The organism is Leptolyngbya sp. UWPOB_LEPTO1 (assembly GCF_017302695.1).
In the GTDB taxonomy this organism is placed as follows: domain Bacteria; phylum Cyanobacteriota; class Cyanobacteriia; order Leptolyngbyales; family Leptolyngbyaceae; genus Leptolyngbya; species Leptolyngbya boryana.
In genome coordinates, this window is record NZ_JAFLCJ010000004.1 from 288,705 (window position 1) to 309,498 (window position 20,794).

Below are 20,794 nucleotides of genomic sequence, written 5' to 3' on the forward strand. Positions count from 1 at the left end.
TTCAAAGAATGTAGCAAGTGACAAGACGAGAAAAATCTTCATTATCTCGGACAATCCAGATACTTCTAATCATGGCTTGTTTATTAGAACGGGTCATTTCAAAATCGATTCGGTATTTCTGCCCATAAGGATTACGGCTTGTAGGAACTGCTTCTTGAGTTGTAAGTGCTTGTCGAAGAGCGTAGCGTAATTCTTCCGCATCTTCTAGCCTAATATCCAAAGCAGACTGAAACACAATGGCTTTATGACGACCTTCGGAATGATTAAAATTGAGCGAGTAGCCTGCCAATTTCTCGAACGGAATCACTGCATCGTCAGGATTGGGAAGTTTCACCTGATAACCTTCTTGAATACTGCTAAACTTCAGACCTATTTAGAAAAAGCATAATTGTAATCATCTCAAATCTCACAAATTCTTCAAACAAGGATGCAGTATTCATGATTCGATTCTTTTTAGTTTCAGGAGCAATGCTAGCAGGATTGTCAGTCGCTTTCGGGGCTTTTGCAACTCATGCTTTACGAGCAAAATTAGACGATCGAGCTTTAAGCATTTTTGAAACTGGGGCGCGCTATCAGATGTATCACGCGATCGCACTGATTCTCATCGCCCTATTCATGAGCCGCGTTGAACTAAGTGAAACTCTCCTCACAACTTCAGGCATTGCATTTATCAGCGGCATTATTCTTTTTTCTGGCAGTCTTTACGCGCTTTCTTTGTCCGGTGTGAAAATTTTGGGAGCCGTTGCACCTTTGGGGGGAGCAGGATTTTTGATTGGATGGGCATGTTTTGCGATCGCGGCTTTTCAGTGGAAACCATAACTGAAAGGTTTGTGTCACCATGAGAAAGTTCGATCGATAAGTTTCATATGTGTCGATTACTTGGCTATTTCGGACAGCCTGTCTTGCTGGATCGCTTGATTTCTCAGCCTGATCATTCTCTCGTTGTCCAAAGCTATCAGCCCAAAGAAATGACCGCAGGATTGTTGAATGCGGATGGATTTGGAGTCGGTTGGTATCATGCGACGCGCAAAGCAGAGCCTTTTACTTATCGAAATACGCTGCCCATTTGGAATGACTTGAACTTGCAGAGTTTGAGTCGATATGTCGAATCAGGCTGTGTCCTTGCCAATGTTCGGAGTGCGACCGCAGGATTAGCGACCGATTTGAGTAATTGCCAACCCTTTCAACATGCATCGCTTCTAGGCATTCACAACGGATTCATCAAAGACTTTCGGCAGACTCTATATCGTCCGATGCGCGATCGCTTAAGTGATCTGGCGTATCAATTCATTCAGGGATTGACGGATTCAGAGCATATCTTTGCAACCGTGATTGATGAACTAGAAACCAGCGCAAATCTCACCGAAGCACTGCATCACACTCTAAAAGTATTGATGGAATTAGGTGAAGCACATCAAACTCCGTTTTCTGCCAATCTGATTTTGAGTGATGGCAATCAACTTGTGGCATCTCGATATGCTCAGGGTGTACCAACTCCAACGCTCTATTACTTGCAAGATTCTGGCTCAGTCTTGGTTGTTTCTGAACCGATGTTTGATGGAAACTGGAAAGCATTGCCCGATCGCTGTTTGTTGACTGTTCATCATGACCTCAAGCTTGATATCACTCCAATCTGAAATTCGTTCTGACATGCAGCAGTGTCGATCGCGAACCTTAGAGCGAATTCGATCAATTGATTACGACACGTTCTGCACCCAGGCACATGCTGATTTCAGCCCGATCGGATGGCATGTGGGACATATTGCTTATACCGAAGCCCTTTGGATTTTGCAGCGTTTAGCAGGGTATCCGCCTTTGATGCCGGAATATCATCGCTTATTTGCTCAAGATGGATTGCCAAAATCTCAACGGGTGAAATTACCAGAGATTGCGACTGTTTTAGAGTATTTGGAAATTGTGCGATCGCAAGTATTTGAGTATTTAGCGATCGTGCCCCTCGAACAGCAAGAACGACTGTGGAAATGGTTGATCCAACATGAATGTCAACATGCAGAGACAATTGCGATCATACTGGCGTTAATTGAGAATTCCTCGCTACGATTTGGGCAGATTCAGCCCCCTAAATCCCCCATGTATGGAGGACTTCAAGCCGGATGCTCTAGTTTCAAAGTTCCCCAGAATGGGGGATTTAGGGGGCATTCCCAAGCGAGTCATACCTCAGAGAAATTCAACAACATGATCCTGATTCCAGCAGGAAATTTTATCCAGGGCAGTCATGAGATCGAAGCCCAAGACAATGAGCGTCCAGCACATTCAGTCTATTTAGATGACTATTGGATCGATCGCCATCCTGTCACCGATGGAGAATATCGAGCGTTCATTGAAGCGGGCGGATATCAGCAGCCCGAATATTGGACAGCAGAAGGCTGGGACTGGGTGAAATCCAACGAAATCACGCAGCCGCTTTACTCTGGCAAAGCAGACCAGCCCGTTTGTGGCGTAAGTTGGTACGAAGCAGATGCCTATGCGCGATTCGTCGGCAAGCGTTTGCCCAGCGAGGCGGAATGGGAAAAAGCAGCCAGATCTCAAAATATGCTAGGTGAAGTTTGGCAATGGACATCAACCTGGTTTGCGGGCTATGCCAACTTTGAGAGCTATCCTTACCCAGGCTATTCCCAGCAGTACTTTGATGGAAAACATCGAGTCTTAAAAGGAGGAAGTTGGGCAACTTTCCCTTGGGCGATGCGCAATTCCTTCCGAAACTGGTATTATCCCCAAGTTCGCGAAATTTTCGCTGGATTTCGCTGTGTTGTGGTGAAAGGAGCTTAGTTCGGATGTCTGCGTCTTATACGTCTCAATTGTCTGATCGGATTCATCTTGCTTATCTCGTCGATCGCTCAACCCCGTCTGAAGATGAATTACATCCGGGGAGTGATGTGGTTCGCGGACTCAGCCAGACTCCGAAAACACTACCACCTCGATATTTTTATGACGATCGCGGTTCTCTGCTGTTTGAACAAATTACTGAACTCCCCGAATATTATTTAACCCGCACCGAAACTGAGATTCTGAATACTTGCGCGCCCGAAATCGTTGACATTACAGGTGCGTGTGAATTGATCGAATTAGGCAGCGGAAATTCAACCAAGACGAGAATTTTGCTTGATGCTTATCGATCTGCGGGACATCCTTTAATTTATTGTCCGATCGATATTAGTGCAGGAATTTTAGAAAGCAGTGCCCAAAGTCTTTTAATCGATTATCCAGACCTAGAAGTGTATGGATTAGTTGGAACTTATGAACTGGCATTGAAAAAGCTCCCTCATGCTCAACTGCCGACGAGACTGATCGGATTTATTGGCAGCACGCTTGGTAATTTGAGTCCTGCCGAATGTGATCTCTTTCTCAGCCAAATCACGGCGGCTTTAAATCCTAAAGAATATTTTCTGTTAGGAATTGATCTACACAAATCCAGCGCTCAATTAGAAGCGGCATATAACGATCGACAAGGCATCACTGCCGAATTCAACTTAAATATGTTGCGCCATTTGAATCAGCGATTTCAAGGAGATTTTGATCTCGCACAGTTTGCGCATGTGGCAATTTATAACGAGCGCGATCGCCAAATCGAAATGCATTTACAGAGTTTGAGCGCGCAAACTGTCCATCTCCAATCGTTAAATTTAACGGTAGAATTTCGCGAGGGTGAAACAATTTTGAGTGAAATCTCACGCAAATTCGATTTAGAAGAAATGAAAGAATTACTCTCTGCAAAAAACCTTGATTGTGTGCAAGTTTGGACTGATCCGAATCAGTGGTTTGCCGTTCTCCTCTGCCAACGGGCATAACTTCAAAAAGTAGAGTTTCTTCAATGAAAGGGCACTCTAGTCTCCAGCGAAAATGATGAAAATTCAATCAACCTAATCATTAAATTTGTTAGGAAATGCAACTTTTTATCGAGATCTGGATAAACTGATATAGACAAATTGGAGATTCTGTCCTTGAATAGGTAGAGGAATTACTGAATGAGGTGGCAAAGTCACCCATTAATTCATCCGAAAATCCTGGATTGAGTCACAATACGCAGAATACTGTTTAGGAGATCGCACCGGAGCATCGCAATCCAGTATGAGAAAGGTGAAGGGGAGATGAGTGAAACGACATCATTTTTAGGAGGAGCGGCACTCGCAGGTCTTGCGGCTGTCGTTTTGTTGAAAGGAGGCGTGAGTACAAACTCACCCACACTTGCCCCAACTCAACCCCTTCCCAATTACGGCTATCCAGGTGTTGCGCCAGGTGCGCCCGTTGGTGTGGCTCCAACTGCGCCGCCCGCTCCTGTGGATACTGAAAAGCAGCGAATTGAAACTGAGCAATTAAAGGCTTTGGTCGAGCAGCAACGAGTTCAGACTGAGCAACTGAAGACTCAACTTCAAAGCCAGCAGGCACTGATCGACACGATGAATGCCCAAAGCAAGTCGAACTTGACTTTACAAAAGCCTGGAGCTGCGAATCCAAATTCGTCGATCGAAGAGAACCCCGTGTTCTCGAATTTACTTTGGATGCTTGGGGGTGTGATTCTCGCATTTGGAGGCGGAATTGCTTTAGTGGGGATGTTCGTTTTATTTGCAAAACAGCAACGTCCGTCTCGAACGATCGAAGTGATTCACGATGAATATCCGGGATATTTGAATCGTCGCCGGACGCAAGTTTTACCTGCTCGACGGGCGATTAGGCGAGTTGAAGCAGAAGAAATCGATTAGAGGTAAAGTGTGAGTTGGCTTTTCGCAAACTCATACCCGATGAATAAGATATTTCTCGAAAGCTGGTATCCGATTCAGAGGCGACTCACGCCTTATTTGTTTCTGTTGCCTGCTTTGATTGTGTTGGGGCTAACGGTTTTTTATCCAGCACTGCAAGCGTTTTATCTCAGTTTTACCCGGTACGATCTGATTGCGCCGCCGGAGTGGATCGGGTGGGAGAATTTTAAGCGGTTGAGTGGCGATCGAGTGTTTTGGCAAACGCTCCGCAATACGATTTTGTATTTGGTTTGTGTCGTTCCAGTTTTGGCGATCGCACCTTTAGCTTTAGCGATTTTAGTCAATCAGAAACTCAAAGGGATTCGCTGGTTTCGGGTGGCTTACTACACTCCGGTGATTATTTCGATGGTCGTCGCTGGAATCGCTTGGAAATGGCTCTATGCGGACAATGGATTATTGAATCAATTTCTGCGATCGCTGGGACTTTCTGGAGTTCCCTGGTTAACTGATCCGAATTTGGCGCTTTTTAGCGTCATGGCAGTCACCATCTGGAAGGGATTAGGCTACTACATGGTGATCTATTTGGCAGGATTGCAGTCGATTCCAGAAGAACTTTATGAAGCGGGAGCGATCGACGGTTCGGATGGGATTCGGAAGCATTGGGATATCACTGTGCCATTGATGCAGCCTTACTTGCTCTTAGTTGCAGTGATCAGTGCGATTTCTGCAACGAAGGTCTTTGAAGAGATTTTTATCATGACCAAAGGAGGGCCGCTGAATAGCTCTAAGACGATCGTGTATTACGTTTATGATCAAGCCTTTGGGGAATTGCAGATTAGTTATGCTTGCACGATCGGACTCGTCATGTTTTTGATCATTTTAGTGTTGTCGATCGTGCGGCTTGCAGTACAGCGATTGACCGAAACCGAAAATTTCTAGCCAAAGCTGTCCGCTCCATAAACGCTGCTACTCGACGTATCCGTCATCAAGAAGAAATCGCCTCCAGAATCGCTTCCCAAATCGCTGCTCTGGCTGGTGGCAATTCCATGATTGAGAACTTGGAGCAATCGTTGAGACATCAATGAGTCGAGTTCGACTAGATTGCCTGCTTCTAGCCATTGCACTTCTTGAGGTGCTAAAGATTGGCGTGCCTCACTAGAGAGGGTTTGAGAGGGAGAAGATTGGATGACTCGGAATCGTTTGCCTTTCAGTACTTGATAAGGTGAAAGTCCTAAATCAAAAATTTGAATCGGTCGATCCCCAAACCAATTCGGATCAGTTCGCAGTTGATGGACTAAGTTCACGCCTTTTGCATCAGCATTGTGAATGGCATACACTTTTAGCTCCGGATTGCGTTTGAGCATTTCCATCACAGTTGAGAAAATATCTTGTGGATAGCCATCAATACTCAGAACAGCACAGTTGTTTTCAAAGTGGAAATTGTTTGCAATGAGAAATTGAGCAATCTCATCGCGATCGCAGATCACTGCTCGATCGAAACTATAAGCACTGACATCGGGACTAATCGATCGCGGTTGAGCGGACTGTGCAAGAGGCGGTAAAAGCAACGTCGTATCGCCGTTAATCGTTTGCCAGCGACGCAGCCATTCTCGAACTTGAGGCAGCGTAATCAGTTCGGGGCGGGGGTTTCTTCTTTCTTGAAAGCTTTTCCAGGCTCCAGATAGTAGGGAGGCTGAAACAAATGTTCCAATGATAGTAATCACCGGATTTGCGAGGAACAACAAGATAGAAATAACAATAACAATGAAACTGAAAATGAGTAAAACAATCGGATGAAAGCTAGTTAGTTTATTTAATCGTCGATCGAGTAAGTATTGAAGCTGTCTAGGGGTGAAATGGATCGTTCCGTTATTTGAGATATCTTGTAGTGCTTTTTGGAAGAAGGCATCGGTAAACTTTAAGCGGGGATTACTTTCGGCACTTGGCTCGAAGACGAATGGATGATTGCATTTTTTGCAGCGACCGGAGTTTCTTGTGCGATCGCGCAAATCATTATCGGTATTACATTGTATGCATTTCATGCCCATAGCTATTGCTCCTAGTATCGATCGCGCTTTGTTGTTAGCGGCTTGTGTTTCCTGAATTGCCCAAATTTAGGGGATTTGGAATGATTGAAATACTTTGATTTGATGAAATCATCTGAAGCTAACCAAAACTATCTGCATAATAGGTAGAACTATTGCTCCAATCATTTTCTTCAAACTCAACTAGAGTATCAGAATTATTTGGCTCGAAACTTTTTGCAATTCCTTGGGTGACAACTCGAATAATGCGGCGAGGTGAGAAAGATTCAAGTTCGACGTAATATCCTCGATCGAGCCATTCCAATTCTGCTTTTGATAAAGATTGGCGAACTGATTCCGGAAGTAATTCTGCTTCTTGAACAAAGACAGCCGATTGATTGACAATCATTTGTCGTTTTCCGATCGCTTGTCGAGGTAAAAGCCCTAATTCAAAATATCGTAGGGTCTGATTTTCAAACCATTCAGAACTGGTCTTTAAGGTATGAATTAAACTGATTCCTTGCGGTGTTGCGTCATGTAGAACATAAACTGTTAAATCTGAATTTCTTCTCAACATTTGCATCACTGTGTCAAAAATTGCAGCAGGATAACCATTTAGGCTGAGAATCGCACAGCTATTTTCAAAGTGGACATTATTTGCAATTAAAAGTTGTGCGATCGTAGCGCGATCACAAATAATCACTCGATCAAAGCTATACGCACTCACCTCGTCGCTGATTGTTGCTGCTGCTGCTGTAAGCTGAGGTGGAGCTAAAAGTTTATCGATCGAATTGCCCACAAATTTCCAGCGTTCAATCCAGCCATGCAATTCTGCCTCCGTTACTGAAAATTGCTTCTGTCTTCTATTTCCAAACAATAAATCAGCAACATATATCAAAGGTGAAGCAAATAGACTGAACACAAAAGATAAAACCAGAATTGCAATAAGATTATCAGAAAATGGAAGCTCACGAATTTCAGAACTTGTAAAACTAATAACACTTAAAATTATAAAAATTACTCCAAATGTATTGATTGAAGTCGGAATTTTATCTTCTGCGTCAGTGATTTTATAACGAGCTAATCTACGATTTATTGCATATAAAAACTGTTTCTCTGTAAAGAAAAGAATATCACCACTAGAGATTGAAGAAATTGTCTCCTTAAAATACTGATCTGTCATTTTCGAGCCTTCCATATGCACAGGCTCAAATGCAAATTGATGTTGACACTTTCTACAGAAGCCTTGATTTTTTGTGCGATCGCTTAACCAATTATTTGTTCCACATTCAATACATTTCATCTCTGTCCCCCTAGCAAAACCGAATAATCTTCTCGATCTCGAATCAATCGATGTATCTGATTCTCAAGCAGAACTTCCGCAGGTCTAAACCGATGTAAGAAATGCGAAGACATCGCATAACCGTATGCTCCAGTATCTAAAATCGCAACACAATCGCCAACGCTAAGTGCAGGCAATTTGCAACTCTTTCCCAAATAGTCCCGCGAATAAGTTGTATTCCCACAAACATCGGTTAAGTAATAAGCTCCCTCCTTCCAGCTCACAATCTCGCGATAGCCACCATGCACAGCTAAAACTGCTAAATTCGCGATCGACGTATCAACTCCAACAATCTGCTTTTCTCCCTGCCATTTCACTGAAACGACTTTGGCAAGAAGACAACCTGATTCCGCGATCGCGGCTCTCCCCGGTTCAATAATCAATTCCACATCACTCAATTTCTCACTCAGCACTGTGCCAAACTCTTGCCAATCAAACCGCGCACCGTCTTTGCGATAGGGATATCCAAATCCTCCGCCAAAATCTAGCACCCGCCAATCTGGAAGCTGTTGAGCCACATTAATGACAGTATCAATCACTTGAGTAAATGCCTCAGTCGCATTCGTGCCTGTGCCGCGATAGAAATGCAATCCGGTAATCGGAAATTTAGAAACCGCGATCGCATCTCGAAACTCACTGGGATGCACCCCAATTCGACTTTCTCCCGTAATTGCAGGTAAATTCAAGCGGAGTCCTAGCTCGATCGGAACTTGCGCAATCTCGCAACAGTGCTGAACCTGCGAAACACTATCGAGATTAATCCGCCTTACTCCCCAGTCAAAAATCTGCTCAAAATCCTCACGGCTCAAGTTACTGCCGCTATACACAATCTGATGCGGCTCAAATCCAGCATGAAGCCCTAAATACACATCTCCGGGCGTATTCGCATGTAGCCCCCAACCCGCTTTCAGAAACCGCTTGAGCAGTGCAAGATTTCCATTCGTGACGCTGGCGAAATGAAACTTTGTTTTTGGATAAGGAATCGCTTGAGTAATTTCAGCGATCGTTGTGTCCAATCGCTCTGCCTGATAAACATATAACGGCGAACCATACGTTTCTAATAATTCCTGCGCCAATGCGTTTGAGAATGGAATCGCCATTATCATTGCCTTCAATTGATGCGATCGACATTCTAACGGAGCGAATATGTTCTACTCTCAAATCTTTTTAATCTCTTTGGAGTTGCTTTTAGGGTTGATAGTCGTACTCTTGTTTCAACCTCGTTGGCTGTTGAGAATCATTGAGAAGTTGTCTCCAGGAGTGACCTACTTTTTTAAAACCCAGGAACGAATCGTAGCTTTATCGATCGATGATGGACTCGATCCAGCAACCACTCCGAAAATCCTCAGCGTGCTAGAAAAGCATCAAGTTCATGCCACATTTTTCTTGATTAGTAGCAGAGTCGAACCCAATCCAGAGTTGATAACTGAACTACTCGATCGAGGACATGAAGTTGGCAATCATCTCACCCAAGACGAACCGAGCGTTTTGCTGTCAGAAATAGAGTTTGAAGCAGCAGTCATCGAAGCTGAGAATATTCTGTCCAAGTATACACGCCCGAAGTGGCTTCGCCCGGGTGGAGGTTGGTACAAGAAATCTACGATCGACATTGCTCAAAAGCATGGGTATCGAGTAGTTTTGGGTGATATTTTTCCCTACGACACTCATATCCCTTCATCTTGGTTTGCCAGCTTGTTTATTCTCTGCAAGATTCGCCCTGGCTCGATCATCATTTTGCACGATACCGGAATGTGGGGAAAAAGAACTGCTACGACATTGGAGAAAATTTTACCCATACTCGATCGTCAAGGCTATCGAGTTGTTCCACTTTCAGAACTAGCGCGCTCTTCCTGAAAGTGCTGAACCAAGCTTATGTGCATTGATGCTAGATGAATCTGCTGGAAGTAAAAAGGAAAGACCGATTCACCTCAGTCTCAGTGTCAGTAGAAAATAGAATATCTGAGTAACCTCTGTCACTTCTCCTCACAACTTCCTCACAGTCTTGTTCAAGAATGCAGTTGGATTGAAAGAGGAGGTTATATGAGCCACGATTTAGTGCGCGACTACTTAAAAACAATTGGCAAGGTGCCTCTGCTCAGTCGATCAGAAGAACAACAATTCGCCCAACAAATTCAGGTCATGCAGTCTTTGTCGGAGATTCCTGAAGACCAGCGGACTCATGAACAAAGGGAACTCATCCGAGTTGGCAATCGAGCAAAGCAAGCAATGATTAAGGCAAACCTACGATTGGTTGTGAGTATTGCAAAGCACTACACCTATCGCGGACTCGATATGATGGATTTGGTTCAAGAAGGCAGTCTGGGACTGACCCGAGCAACCGAGAAGTTTGATCCGACGCGAGGATATAAGTTTTCAACTTATGCTTACTGGTGGATTCGCCAAACAATTAGCCGAGCAATCGCAACTCAATCGCGATCGATTTGTCTGCCGACCTCGGTGATCGAACGCTTGAACTGCCTAAAAAAGACTTATCGATCGCTTAGTCAAACGTTAAAGCGGCAACCGACTCAACAAGAAATAGCAGATGCAATGGAGATAGACAGAGAAGCCTTCGAGGAACTGCTCGCTTACTCTCATCATGTTGCTTCGCTCGATCAAATGGTCGGATTTGAAGAAGATACATCGTTAGGTGATCTACTAGCAGATGATGTTCCACCTCTCGAAGAGCAAGTAGAAGAGAGAATTTTCAATCAACAACTAAAAGATTTGCTCTATTGTTTAACGCCTCGCGAGCGGGCAGTCATTCAGACTAGATATGGATTAGAAGATGGCAATCCCTTGAATCGTGCTGCTACTGCACGAAAATTAGGAGGACTCAGCCGGGAACGGGTACGTCAACTCGAAACCTCTGGACTGCGAAAACTCAAAGCCGCTTTAGCTCGGCATAATCCTCTCAAGAAAGCACGAGCAAGCTAACCTAATCAAGCCGCCTTCTAAGTTCAGAAGGCGGCTTGAGCATTTGCGCTTCAGATAACAGGTGCTCCTAGTACAACTAACCAAACAAGCAAGACTAAAATTAGCAGGATGATATTGCTCCAAACATGCACCTGCTCATGCGAGAGATGGAAAAATCGATGAAGCATACGTCACCTCCATTAGCACGACTCACCTATGAACATCACCAGATTGGCACTTCAGTCCTCCCAGAATCAATTAGAACACAGTGAAGATGTTCTACCTTAAAGGTAACTGAAGCTTGTGAGGATTTCGTGAGTTTTTTACAACGGACAGGTTTGTTCGTAAGGAATGTCAGTACCCATAAACTGTTTCCATTCTTCGATCGTTAAATTTCGCAGCACTTTTTGGCAAACTTGATCTGCTAAATCTTGGGTATTGGTCATCCAGAGCCGAACCGAAGCGTCATAACTGCCAGAGGCTAAAGTTTTACCATCTGCGTTAAATGCGACTGAAATCACGCTTTGCTCGTGCCCTTCGAGCAAAATAGGTTCCTCATCTAACTGTGGAGTTTTCCAATCTAAACGACTCAAATTCCATAGGCGGATACTGCGATCGTAACTACTTGACGCAAGCGTTTTACCATCTGGACTAAATGCGACCGAACTCACCCAACTACTATGTCCTTCTAAAATCAGGTAGTTAAATACCTGATCAGGCTGAGGGTGTAAATTCCATAGTCGAACTGTCCAGTCATTACTGGCAGAGGCAAGTAATCCATCTCGATTAAATGCAACAGACCAAACTCGACCTTGATGATCTGCTAAGACAACTGGTTCAGCCTCAAACTGCTCCATGTTCCAGACTCGAATTGTGTGATCGTTACTTCCCGACGCAAGCTGTTGTCCATCCTCACTGAAGGCAACCGATGTCACATGGTCTTGATGTCCAACCAAAACTTGTGCAGTCGGATTTGGCTTCTCTAAGTCCCACACTCGGACTGTGCAATCAACACTTCCCGAGGCTAGTAGCGGTTTGCAGGGATGAAAGGCAACTGATGTCACTTGATCGTCATGACCTGCCAAAATCCGAGGTGGATTTTCTGGTTGGTGGAGTGTCCAAATTCGGATCTGACGATCGGCACTCCCTGCTGCTAGAAATTGCCCGTCTGAACTAAAAGCAACAGAGGTCACGCGCTGCCAATCTTCTTCAGGTGTCCCTTGGAAGCAGTAAAATTCTTCAGCCGTGTGATGTAGAGCATCGAGTTTCCACACTCGGACTGTTTTATCAAATCCGCCTGACGCAAGAAAAGTTCCATCCCGACTAAAAGCAACCGTGACGACCTGCTGATCGTGCCCTTTTGGAATCTGTGCAACGGCGACTGGATCGCTTAAATCCCAAAGTCGAATCGTATTATCCCCACTGGTTGAAATTAACCTTTTGCTGTCAGGACTGAAGACGAGTGAAAGAATATCAAAGTAATGCCCTCTGAGAATTTCTGGCTCAGTTTCGGGTTGTCGCAGATCCCAAAGGCGGATCGTTTGATCATCACTTGCAGACGCAAGAATCGGACGATTTGGGTCAAACGCGATCGCTCGAATTCTTTCCTTATGCCCACTAAACTGTTCAATCGGCGAAGGATCAGGCTGACTGACATCCCACAGCCAAATCACTTCATCGTCACCACAGGAGGCAAGAAGTTGCCCGTCTGGGCTAAAAGCAACCGATCGCACTTGATCTTGATGTCGATCGAGATTAACAAAAGTTGCAGGATGAGTTTGCAGGTTCCAAAGTTTGATCAGCCTATCCTCGCCGCCTGAAGCCAATGTTGTTTCATCCCGAAAGACAAGCGATCTCACTGTCCCATTGTGCGTGCCCAAGATGATCGGTTTCGCGTAAGGGTGCTTGACCTTCCAAAGTCGAATTGTGTTGTCTTCACTGCCTGAAGCAAGAAGTTCTCCATCCGGACTGAGGGCGAGGCAAGTCACTGCTTGATCGTGGTGTCCAAGTTTGCCCTGATAGACAATCTCGTTCGCAGACAAGTTCCAAAGCCGAATCGTATGGTCTTGACTACCCGACACAAGCAAACGGTGATCAGCACTGAGTGCGAGCGCATAAACATCCCCCTTATGCTTGTGGGCAACCTTAGGCGTTTGACCGGGCAGCGTCCATAAGTAAAGTTCACCGCCTGCTCCACCAACAACGAACCTTTGAGCATTCAGAATTGCGATCGACCATATCGCTTGATTGCACTGCAAAACATTGCTGAAATAGGGAGTGCTCAAAATTTTCCAGAGTGCGTGAGTCACTGAACTGAGCATTTGTAAGTGCTCCCGTGCTTCAAAACAATAGGCTTGACGTGCGAGTAAAGCCGCAAGAGCATCTTGGTTGCGTTTATGCTGACGCAGAGCTTGAATGGGCAACGTTTGTTTGAGGACTTTAGCTCTTTCTTGACGTACTGCGTCAATTTCCCAGTCTTTCAGCCAGTTTTGAATCGGTTTGATTAAGCGATCGTGAAAGATTTCATACCGAGGCTGCTCATCAGAAGCGCGAGTTGAGCGGACAATACGCTGATCATCAAGCTGTTTTAACAGCGATTGCAGCTTAGCTTGATCTAACTCAGTGGATTGTTCTAGCTCTAACACTGGATAAGCAATTTTCGTGCCATAAGGGGTGACTAAATGTTGAAAGATCACAGATGCAGCATATTGCTCATCTAGACTCAGAACATCCATTTTGCTATTGAGATATTGCTCAACGATTTTATCTGCTCCTTTGAGTTCCCTTAACGTCTTCAGGCGAAGACACTGAGAATGTTCTGCAAGCTCTTTTTCCCAAAGCACCGTCATGACCATCTGGAGATAAGGAGCTTCAATTTCTTTACTTTGCTGTGCCTTCAGTTTCTCGCGACCTCCAACTCCGTCGCCTTTCGGTAGGATTTGGCTGACTTCATTTAAGACGACTTCTACAAGATCATCTTCGATTTGAAATTGGGCTGCTTCAGGAACCTGGTGATTATAAGCTTCCCGGATCGGTTTGGCGATCGCATCCGTCGCTGATTTGCGATTGAGATGATTAATCCGTAGCTCATTCTCAAATAGTTCTGGTATCTTGCCTTTGAAGCGATCTAGCTTGGCAAGTGAGTCTGCTCGAATCGAAATGAGAAAATTTACCCGTAAGTTGGCACGATTAACTGCCCGTGGAAACTCACTCAAAAATGTTCCCAAGCCTACCTCATTAGGATGGTAGAAGAAATACTCTTCAAACTGATCCAGAATGATAAACAAGTCCCCGCATCCGGGTTGTTGATCAAATCCTTCTGTCCAAGCTTGCAAGGTATCCACAAAGGATAGATGCGGATCTGGAGGCTTCAGTTTTGGGAGCAGCTTTTTGATATCTTTGGCAATCTGCTGCTTTAGGGCATGCAGTGGATCATCTTCTTGCCAAGAGAGATAGAGATCGCTATGAGCTTGCTTGGCAGGAGGGGGATCAGGTGGGAAAACAACAATGATAGATTTTGGATGCTTGTATTTTTTCAAATTCTGCAAGGCAGCCTGACGGAAATATCGAGCGACTCCGGCGCGAAGGACTGAGCTTTTTCCGACTCCGCTCTCTCCATACAAGATGGTGAGACGGCGAAGTTCTAGATTGTCAAGAATACTATCGCGATCGCTTTCTCGTCCAAAAAAGAAGCGGCTATCGGCTTCAGAGTAGGGAACCAGTCCTCGATAAGGCTTAATGGTGTTGAGCATACTTCTTCGTCTCCCTGGCAATCCCTTTTTGTAGTTCGGTCAAACAAGTTTGTAAGTCGCTCTCAATGGGAGTAATATTGCGTTTTTCCCAAAGCTTCTGATCGATATTTCCAGGTTCGGATTGATGGATAAACCAGGAATGCCCTTGGAGATGTCCCTGTTCCCAGATCGGATGGAGAAGCTGTAAATCGTAATCATTTGGACTATATCCCATGAACAGAATGCTGCTGTTTTTGAGGATTTTGAGTAAGCGATTGGGTATTTTTTGATCAAAGCTCCCTGTACTGAGATAGTGCAGGTGATGATCCTCAGTGATCACAAAGTCTTCATCTATCGAGCCATAGAGCTTGAGAATGATTGGATATTCTCCTAAAGGTAGTTCTTCCCGATATTCACGGTGCTCGATGACTTCTGATACCTGCTGTCGATAGCGCCGATGTTTGAATTTACCGCGATCGTCACCTTCGGAGTCATAAAACACAACATCGAAAGGTTGCCCGGCGAGAAGAAAGGCATCTTCTAAAAGCGTGTCATAATTTGTCGTTGCAATCAGTTGATAAGGAAGCTCACCACTCGATTGAGCGAACTGCTGCGGTAAAGTCGCAAAAAAGTGGTGAATTGCATTCGGCTTTGCTTGTCTCGAAAATCGCCGAATTGCACCATAAAGGGCATCCGAACTCCTGGTTAGTTTGAAGTACTGCGAGATAAAGCGCAAGTTCATCTTCGCGATCGCTAATCGTTGTTCGATAGCAAGCGGGCAGTCCCACGTTGCATGATCACCTTGAAGAGGGCAGTGGGCTGGACGATTCATCGGATCAACGTGGCAAAACAAGCAAGGCACGCCGAGCAAGGATCTGAGTAAATCTTGCTCTGGGTTGTCTCGATTCAGCCGCAGCAATCGCTTGAGTTCTTCACCTAACAAGGGCGCAAGCTCAATCTCACTGAGCGGAATATCTCCGAGTTCGCTTTGAGCGATCGACAGTCCTTCATGTAAAATGCGATCGCACAGCTGCGCTAATTGGTCGCTGGACATGGGAGTACGATTGTATAAGTTAATGCCTGATCCCAAGAAAGGCACAATACTCCCTGTGCTAAAAGCTGAGATGATTTCTGCAAAACGATCGTCAAAAGATTCGTTTTTAGCTCTCGTTTTGACAATCGTTGAGCGGGGATTACCGGGATCAATCGGGCGATCGAGTAAGAAATGCTTTGTAAACGCTGCAGCAACGGCTGCTGCATAAGGTTGCCATTCTTTATCTTTACTCTCATCTGCCCAGTCACAAATCGCTTTGATGACTAAGTGGCGAATGTGCTGAAAATTCTGCTGGACAGCCTTGCTCAACCCATATCCTTCCATCTCGATCGCGATAATTTTGCGATGCTCTTCAACTAATTTATTCCGGGCGATCGCGTCTGCAATGACTTTTTCTCCAGATGCAATCACACCGCGATGAATTTTAGGTCGAGTCTTGGCTTGATCGGGTCTAGGTTCTGGAATTGAAGCTTTCCATGCCGCCAGATTTTGTACTCGATTCCACAGAGTAGCATCGGTATCAATCATGTAAGGCTCTAATTGTTGACCTTGAGGCGTGACTTTGCTTCGCTCATAGTAGTAAATGCTGCTGCTAATCACTAAATCACCAAGGTTTTGCTCTTTTGGATCGACTCCAGCAGCAATTCCGACTAACACAATAGCGCCCGGACTCCAGTGACGAATCAAGTCTGCAGTTGAACTCACGGCATCAGCAGTTGCCATATTCGCTAATTGGGTAACAACGATTTCGTAGAATTCGCCATCTTTGAGTTTGAGCTGTTTTTGCCAGTAGGTTCGCGACTCTTTTCTGACTCGATGGCGATCGCTCATGCCAAATGCGTGACAGACTGCCATCCGTTCTAGTTCGAGCGCAGTCACGATCGCAAAATCAATACAATGTTCTTTCATGATCAGCACCCTTTGGTTAGATCTGCATGTCGCCAAATTTCAAATCCTAAGATCAAAAGCAGCACAAGTTCGATCGCGCTAAATAGACGAACTTGCCAATCTATCTGCGGCATTAATCTGCTAAATACAATTAACGCAGTGACTCCTGAACAGATAAATGCCATCTCATTCACGATCAATTGCTCGATCTTCCTCCGCTTACGAGTCTGATCGCGACGGTTTTCAATTTCCCATCCGAAGATAGAGTACTGTAGATCACTGCACTGATCATGAAGGACTTGATGCACTTGAGCACCTAAATGGTTGTGAATGTAGTGCCCGATCGCGGAAATTTTTTGATCATTGTTCACATAAGTCCAACCTAGCACTAGACAGATCCACGGTAGGACAAGCAGCGCATAGGGAGTTGATCTTTCCCCGACCGCTAATGCCATAATCACGCCAAACAGACTGAGAGTGACATACAACAAGTTATCTCGAAATCCAATACGCTGAGCTTGCTCATCTTTGAGCTTGCTATATTCTTGAAGATAGACTGAGACAAGGTTCGACTCATTCATACGATCCCCCTGATGTTGCGATCGCACTGCCTAATGCGGCACTTTCAATTGTTTCGATTTAAGGCTAGAAGCAAAACTTGAGGATCTTGTGAGTAAGCAGAAAATCTTGTCATCAAAAATGCTCTGAGATAACTTTCTATTTAGAACGATCAACAGAAGCTTGATCTAGAATTGGCTAGAATTTGGCGATCGCTCAAAATTCCAATTGCACAATTGCTGAGGGGCAGTCATTTCAGGCTTGGGATAAAGATAAAATGACTGAAAATTTAAGGTTGCTTGCTGAAATAAAATCCAGTGTGCTTCAGATTGACCATCCTGCTCATGCCGAACTACTCTTCCTTGTGCAAGCTGAAGCTGTTGTTCCTCATCCCAGAAAAATGCTTTCTTTTCAGGAGTTCCCCATTGGCTCCCTTCCCAGGAGACGAGATAACCCTGTCCAACAATGCGGCGATCAAGATTCAGTTGCCCCCGCAGACAAACAAACGCATCCGAGTGCGGATAGCCATAATAGCCCTCAATCTGCTGGTTCTGCTTCCGAAACACAAAACAGACTCCTTCGCCTTGTTGCCACCCTTTAGGCGGCGGTGGAGTGCAAATCTGATAGTCTCCATCGCGGAGTTGTGCCAAAGTTGGGGATCGAGCTTGACTCATTTGAAGCATCGAAAATATAGCAATGCAGGAGAGTAATGCAACTGCACCGTTTAAGAATCCTTTCATTGTCTCGATTCCCGTATGAATCAAACTTCAGTCAAAGCGCGATCGCGAATCTCAGTCGATTCTTGTTTTTGCGCAGCAGACACCAAGAAGACTGAACAAGAGGCGTGTTGAGTCACATAAGCACTGACGCTTCCCATCATCCAACCCGGAAGTTGGCTTTGTCCTTGTCGCCCCATCACAACGAGATCAGCCTTCCATGCCCAGACCCAATCGCAAATCACATGCCCAGGATTGCCATAGCTTTGGGATGCTTCAGCGGGGACACCAAGGGCGCTTGCTTGCTGTACGTAAGATTGCAATCGCGTTTCCCATTCAGTTTGATAGGTTTGCCACGCCTGCTGAAACTTTTGCCCTGCTTGAAAGCTCATTGACTGATCAGCCTTCAAGAATTTTTCTAGTGGAAGCCCTGCTTCATCCACTGCTAGAACGTGAAGAATCATCAGGTGAGCATTCATCGCCCGTGCGATCGCCAACGCTTGTTCTAATACGATCGCGCTCATTGCAGAGTCATCTAAAGCAACTAAAATCTTTTTCAGCATTTGTCCACTCCTAGCTGTCAGTACTGCCGGATAAAAGCTGAAATTCGTAGTTATTCTGAAGGGTCGATTCAGCTCCTATAATTCTTGTTATACAGCGAAATGTTGAAGAAGGTGTGAGGGTGAAATATTACGTTTCAAAGTGTTTTAAAGCGCAGAGGGGATCAATCACAATCGATTAATCCCCTCTACCAACTGAACTATTCAAGATTAGGTTCCTCCGTAACCTTGGATGTCGGATCTCGTACTTCCCCTGAACCTTCGCAGTCAGAACTTGACTTTGGGCTAGCTAACACACCAATGCTCGCTATCAATGGTTGAGCTATTTGCTTTTAGGTTGGAGACTCTTTACGAGTCCACCTATATAATAGCACTTTGGATTGCAATGGATTTGTATTTTTGTTGCATGATTACTGGTTTAGGGATTGATTTCTAAAACGGCTGCACCGTGAATTTGTCCATTGCGTAATGCTTGTAGAGCTTCATTTGCCTGAATCAGTGGAAAAGCTTGCACTTGCGTCTGGATAGGGATTTTGGGAGCCAGTGCTAAAAATGCTTCTCCATCTCGGCGCGTTAGATTCGCAACCGATCGCAAGACTCGCTCTCCCCACAATAAGTCATAAGAAAAAGCAGGAATCTCGCTCATATGAATTCCGGCACAGACGACAACTCCGCCTTTTGCAACGGCTCGAAGTGCCGCTGGAACCAAAGAACCAGTCGGCGCAAAAATAATCGCTGCATCGAGTAATTCTGGAGGAACTTGATCAGAAGCACCAGCCCAAACTGCTCCTAGCTTCTTTGCGAACTGTTGACCTGCCTCATCGCCGCTACGGGTAAACGCGAAGACTTGACGACCTTCGTAGCGGGCTACTTGAATTAAAATGTGAGCCGCTGCTCCAAATCCATAGAATCCAATACGCTGGGCATCTCTAATCATTTGATAAGCTCGATATCCAATCAATCCGGCACAAAGCAATGGAGCCGCCTGTAAAGCAGGATAAGTGTCAGGAATCGCAAAGCAGAAGCGGTGATCTGCGACGGTGTACTCTGCATATCCACCATCAATCTGATAGCCAGTAAATTCAGCTGTATCACATAAATTTTCTCGTTGGCTTTGACAGTAGCGACAGTGATTGCAGGTATGACCAAGCCAAGGTACACCAATGCGATCGCCGACTCGAAACTGCGTCACCTGACTTCCCAGTGCTGCAACCGTTCCAACAATCTGATGCCCTGGAATCAGAGGTAGCTTAGGCTGCGTTAGCTCTCCATCTAGAATATGCAAGTCTGTGCGACAGATCCCACAAGCATTCACGTGAATGAGTACTTGCTCAGGATTAGGGGTTGGAATCGGGCAGTCGGTGAGCTTGAGCAAGGTATTAGGCGTATGTAAAACCATTGCACGCATAGGTTATCCTCAGATTTTTTTCACAGTTATGATTGACCGCAAAGAAGACAGAGATTAGAAGATCACGATTAAGGAGTAGGCAAGAGCACCACTTCACACTTGGATTCTAGAGTTCTGAATAGTCTTGCTCACAAGTTCCTCAACTTTGTTATCTATAACTTGAAGTGTAGAAAATTCCTGAGACTCAAGACGAGTAAGTGAGATTAAACTATGTTTCGCAAAATTCTAGCCGCGATCGATGATTCTGACCTCAGCCAGGCGATTTTTGAGCAGGCTTTATCATTGGCAAAGACCAACCAGGCAGAATTGATGCTCCTGCATGTACTCGAACCCTTTATGGAGAGTTATCCGGGTGATCCATATGTGGGAGTCTCCGAGTCGGCAATGCAAGCGTATTGGAAACACTGGCATGAACGCGAGCAAGCAGGGTTGAACCGATTGAAGCTACTAGAAGAACAGGCGAGACCAGCAGAGGTTGCTCTAGAGTTCTCGCAAAATGTGGGCAATCCTGGCAAGGTCATTTGTGCTACTGCAAAAACTTGGAATGCCGATCTGATTATCGTCGGACGACGAGGATTCAGGGGTCTCCAAGAGTTTTGGATGGGGAGTGTCAGTAATTATGTATTGCATCATGCACCTTGTCACGTCCTGACGATTCAAGGCGTTCCTCAGTCTCAAAGCCAATCAGAAATGGCGAACGCTGTGAGTGCAACGTAGAAAAACCTGAATGTCGGATGAGTTTCGTGATTCGGCTGCTTTGAACATAGATTTTAATTGGGGTGTAGACGGCATGATTGAACCGTCTACACCATCAATGCTTTCCAAATGAGAGGTGAGGCGATACGATCCTAGTCCACTAAAGTGCACTAGAAATTTGAA

The 20,794-nt window shown here is 45.1% G+C and carries 19 protein-coding genes; 9 read left to right on the forward strand and 10 right to left on the reverse strand.

The genetic code is table 11. The features are described from left to right. Position 1: 1 nt before the first annotated feature. Positions 2-334 (reverse strand): DUF6883 domain-containing protein, encoded by a 333-nt coding sequence (locus J0L70_RS08880; protein ID WP_287454115.1) that lies wholly within the window; start codon positions 332-334, stop codon positions 2-4. Positions 335-438: 104 nt separating this feature from the next. Between J0L70_RS08880 and J0L70_RS08885 the strand changes: the two genes are divergently transcribed. From J0L70_RS08885 to J0L70_RS08910, 6 genes are all read left to right on the forward strand, one after another. Next, positions 439-819 (forward strand): DUF423 domain-containing protein, encoded by a 381-nt coding sequence (locus J0L70_RS08885; protein ID WP_287454117.1) that lies wholly within the window; start codon positions 439-441, stop codon positions 817-819. A 47-nt stretch (positions 820-866) separates the two neighbouring features. Continuing rightward, the gene (gene egtC / locus J0L70_RS08890; RefSeq protein ID WP_190653093.1) at positions 867-1,637 is read left to right on the forward strand and encodes an ergothioneine biosynthesis protein EgtC; all 771 of its coding nucleotides are present in this window, start codon (positions 867-869) and stop codon (positions 1,635-1,637) included. After that, positions 1,606-2,790, forward strand: coding sequence for an SUMF1/EgtB/PvdO family nonheme iron enzyme (locus tag J0L70_RS08895; RefSeq protein ID WP_287454118.1), 1,185 nt, complete (start codon positions 1,606-1,608; stop codon positions 2,788-2,790). The genes egtC and J0L70_RS08895 overlap by 32 nt, the downstream gene beginning before the upstream one ends. A 5-nt stretch (positions 2,791-2,795) precedes the next feature. Continuing rightward, entirely contained in the window at positions 2,796-3,809 is a 1,014-nt protein-coding gene (egtD, locus tag J0L70_RS08900; RefSeq protein WP_268181105.1) for an L-histidine N(alpha)-methyltransferase, read from the forward strand. Between the two features lie 300 nt (positions 3,810-4,109). Beyond that, a complete protein-coding gene (locus J0L70_RS08905) occupies positions 4,110-4,721 on the forward strand; it encodes a hypothetical protein (protein ID WP_017290034.1) in 612 nt (203 codons plus the stop codon). A 39-nt stretch (positions 4,722-4,760) separates the two neighbouring features. Further along, complete coding sequence (locus J0L70_RS08910; protein ID WP_190653090.1) at positions 4,761-5,657, forward strand: carbohydrate ABC transporter permease; 897 nt, start codon at positions 4,761-4,763, stop codon at positions 5,655-5,657. On the opposite strand, the gene J0L70_RS08915 is transcribed toward J0L70_RS08910, so the two are convergent. The 3 genes from J0L70_RS08915 to J0L70_RS08925 form a co-directional block, all read right to left on the reverse strand. Continuing rightward, positions 5,654-6,766, reverse strand: coding sequence for a toprim domain-containing protein (locus J0L70_RS08915; RefSeq protein WP_287454120.1), 1,113 nt, complete (start codon positions 6,764-6,766; stop codon positions 5,654-5,656). The two genes, J0L70_RS08910 and J0L70_RS08915, sit on opposite strands and share 4 nt — an antisense overlap. 118 nt (positions 6,767-6,884) lie before the next feature. Further along, positions 6,885-7,664: a toprim domain-containing protein gene (locus J0L70_RS08920; protein WP_287454121.1), complete on the reverse strand. Its 780-nt coding sequence runs from the start codon at positions 7,662-7,664 to the stop codon at positions 6,885-6,887. 377 nt (positions 7,665-8,041) lie between these two features. Continuing rightward, entirely contained in the window at positions 8,042-9,184 is a 1,143-nt protein-coding gene (locus J0L70_RS08925) for a diaminopimelate decarboxylase family protein (RefSeq protein WP_287454122.1), read from the reverse strand. 46 nt (positions 9,185-9,230) lie between these two features. Between J0L70_RS08925 and J0L70_RS08930 the strand changes: the two genes are divergently transcribed. Both J0L70_RS08930 and J0L70_RS08935 read left to right on the forward strand, forming a co-directional pair. Continuing rightward, positions 9,231-9,938 carry a chitin deacetylase family protein gene (locus J0L70_RS08930; protein WP_287454123.1) on the forward strand — a complete coding sequence of 236 codons (708 nt, stop codon included), beginning with the start codon at positions 9,231-9,233 and terminating at the stop codon, positions 9,936-9,938. A 186-nt stretch (positions 9,939-10,124) separates the two neighbouring features. Next, positions 10,125-11,021 (forward strand): sigma-70 family RNA polymerase sigma factor, encoded by an 897-nt coding sequence (locus tag J0L70_RS08935; protein ID WP_268181095.1) that lies wholly within the window; start codon positions 10,125-10,127, stop codon positions 11,019-11,021. A gap of 302 nt (positions 11,022-11,323) precedes the next feature. On the opposite strand, the gene J0L70_RS08940 is transcribed toward J0L70_RS08935, so the two are convergent. The 6 genes from J0L70_RS08940 to J0L70_RS08965 form a co-directional block, all read right to left on the reverse strand. Further along, on the reverse strand, positions 11,324-14,752 hold the full coding sequence (locus J0L70_RS08940) for an nSTAND1 domain-containing NTPase (protein ID WP_287454124.1): 3,429 nt from the start codon (positions 14,750-14,752) through the stop codon (positions 11,324-11,326). Beyond that, complete coding sequence (locus J0L70_RS08945; RefSeq protein ID WP_287454125.1) at positions 14,736-16,694, reverse strand: SIR2 family protein; 1,959 nt, start codon at positions 16,692-16,694, stop codon at positions 14,736-14,738. The genes J0L70_RS08940 and J0L70_RS08945 overlap by 17 nt, the downstream gene beginning before the upstream one ends. A 2-nt stretch (positions 16,695-16,696) precedes the next feature. Then, positions 16,697-17,254, reverse strand: coding sequence for a hypothetical protein (locus tag J0L70_RS08950; RefSeq protein ID WP_190653084.1), 558 nt, complete (start codon positions 17,252-17,254; stop codon positions 16,697-16,699). 165 nt (positions 17,255-17,419) lie between these two features. Further along, the gene (locus tag J0L70_RS08955) at positions 17,420-17,971 is read right to left on the reverse strand and encodes a hypothetical protein (RefSeq protein ID WP_287454126.1); all 552 of its coding nucleotides are present in this window, start codon (positions 17,969-17,971) and stop codon (positions 17,420-17,422) included. Positions 17,972-17,991: 20 nt separating this feature from the next. Then, positions 17,992-18,510: a universal stress protein gene (locus tag J0L70_RS08960; RefSeq protein ID WP_287454127.1), complete on the reverse strand. Its 519-nt coding sequence runs from the start codon at positions 18,508-18,510 to the stop codon at positions 17,992-17,994. A gap of 415 nt (positions 18,511-18,925) precedes the next feature. Next, entirely contained in the window at positions 18,926-19,915 is a 990-nt protein-coding gene (locus J0L70_RS08965) for a zinc-dependent alcohol dehydrogenase family protein (RefSeq protein WP_287454128.1), read from the reverse strand. A 210-nt stretch (positions 19,916-20,125) separates the two neighbouring features. Between J0L70_RS08965 and J0L70_RS08970 the strand changes: the two genes are divergently transcribed. Continuing rightward, positions 20,126-20,632, forward strand: coding sequence for a universal stress protein (locus tag J0L70_RS08970; protein ID WP_017290044.1), 507 nt, complete (start codon positions 20,126-20,128; stop codon positions 20,630-20,632). Positions 20,633-20,794 lie beyond the last annotated feature (162 nt).

Coding starts and splice junctions, on each gene's coding strand:
- J0L70_RS08885 (WP_287454117.1), top strand. CDS start 439: ATGATTCGATTCTTTTTAGTTTCAGGAGCAATGCTAGCAGGATTGTCA.
- egtC (WP_190653093.1), top strand. CDS start 867: ATGTGTCGATTACTTGGCTATTTCGGACAGCCTGTCTTGCTGGATCGC.
- J0L70_RS08895 (WP_287454118.1), top strand. CDS start 1,606: ATGACCTCAAGCTTGATATCACTCCAATCTGAAATTCGTTCTGACATG.
- egtD (WP_268181105.1), top strand. CDS start 2,796: ATGTCTGCGTCTTATACGTCTCAATTGTCTGATCGGATTCATCTTGCT.
- J0L70_RS08905 (WP_017290034.1), top strand. CDS start 4,110: ATGAGTGAAACGACATCATTTTTAGGAGGAGCGGCACTCGCAGGTCTT.
- J0L70_RS08910 (WP_190653090.1), top strand. CDS start 4,761: ATGAATAAGATATTTCTCGAAAGCTGGTATCCGATTCAGAGGCGACTC.
- J0L70_RS08915 (WP_287454120.1), bottom strand. CDS start 6,766: ATGGGCATGAAATGCATACAATGTAATACCGATAATGATTTGCGCGAT.
- J0L70_RS08925 (WP_287454122.1), bottom strand. CDS start 9,184: ATGGCGATTCCATTCTCAAACGCATTGGCGCAGGAATTATTAGAAACG.
- J0L70_RS08930 (WP_287454123.1), top strand. CDS start 9,231: ATGTTCTACTCTCAAATCTTTTTAATCTCTTTGGAGTTGCTTTTAGGG.
- J0L70_RS08935 (WP_268181095.1), top strand. CDS start 10,125: ATGAGCCACGATTTAGTGCGCGACTACTTAAAAACAATTGGCAAGGTG.
- J0L70_RS08940 (WP_287454124.1), bottom strand. CDS start 14,752: ATGCTCAACACCATTAAGCCTTATCGAGGACTGGTTCCCTACTCTGAA.
- J0L70_RS08945 (WP_287454125.1), bottom strand. CDS start 16,694: ATGAAAGAACATTGTATTGATTTTGCGATCGTGACTGCGCTCGAACTA.
- J0L70_RS08950 (WP_190653084.1), bottom strand. CDS start 17,254: ATGAATGAGTCGAACCTTGTCTCAGTCTATCTTCAAGAATATAGCAAG.
- J0L70_RS08955 (WP_287454126.1), bottom strand. CDS start 17,971: ATGAAAGGATTCTTAAACGGTGCAGTTGCATTACTCTCCTGCATTGCT.
- J0L70_RS08960 (WP_287454127.1), bottom strand. CDS start 18,510: ATGCTGAAAAAGATTTTAGTTGCTTTAGATGACTCTGCAATGAGCGCG.
- J0L70_RS08965 (WP_287454128.1), bottom strand. CDS start 19,915: ATGCGTGCAATGGTTTTACATACGCCTAATACCTTGCTCAAGCTCACC.
- J0L70_RS08970 (WP_017290044.1), top strand. CDS start 20,126: ATGTTTCGCAAAATTCTAGCCGCGATCGATGATTCTGACCTCAGCCAG.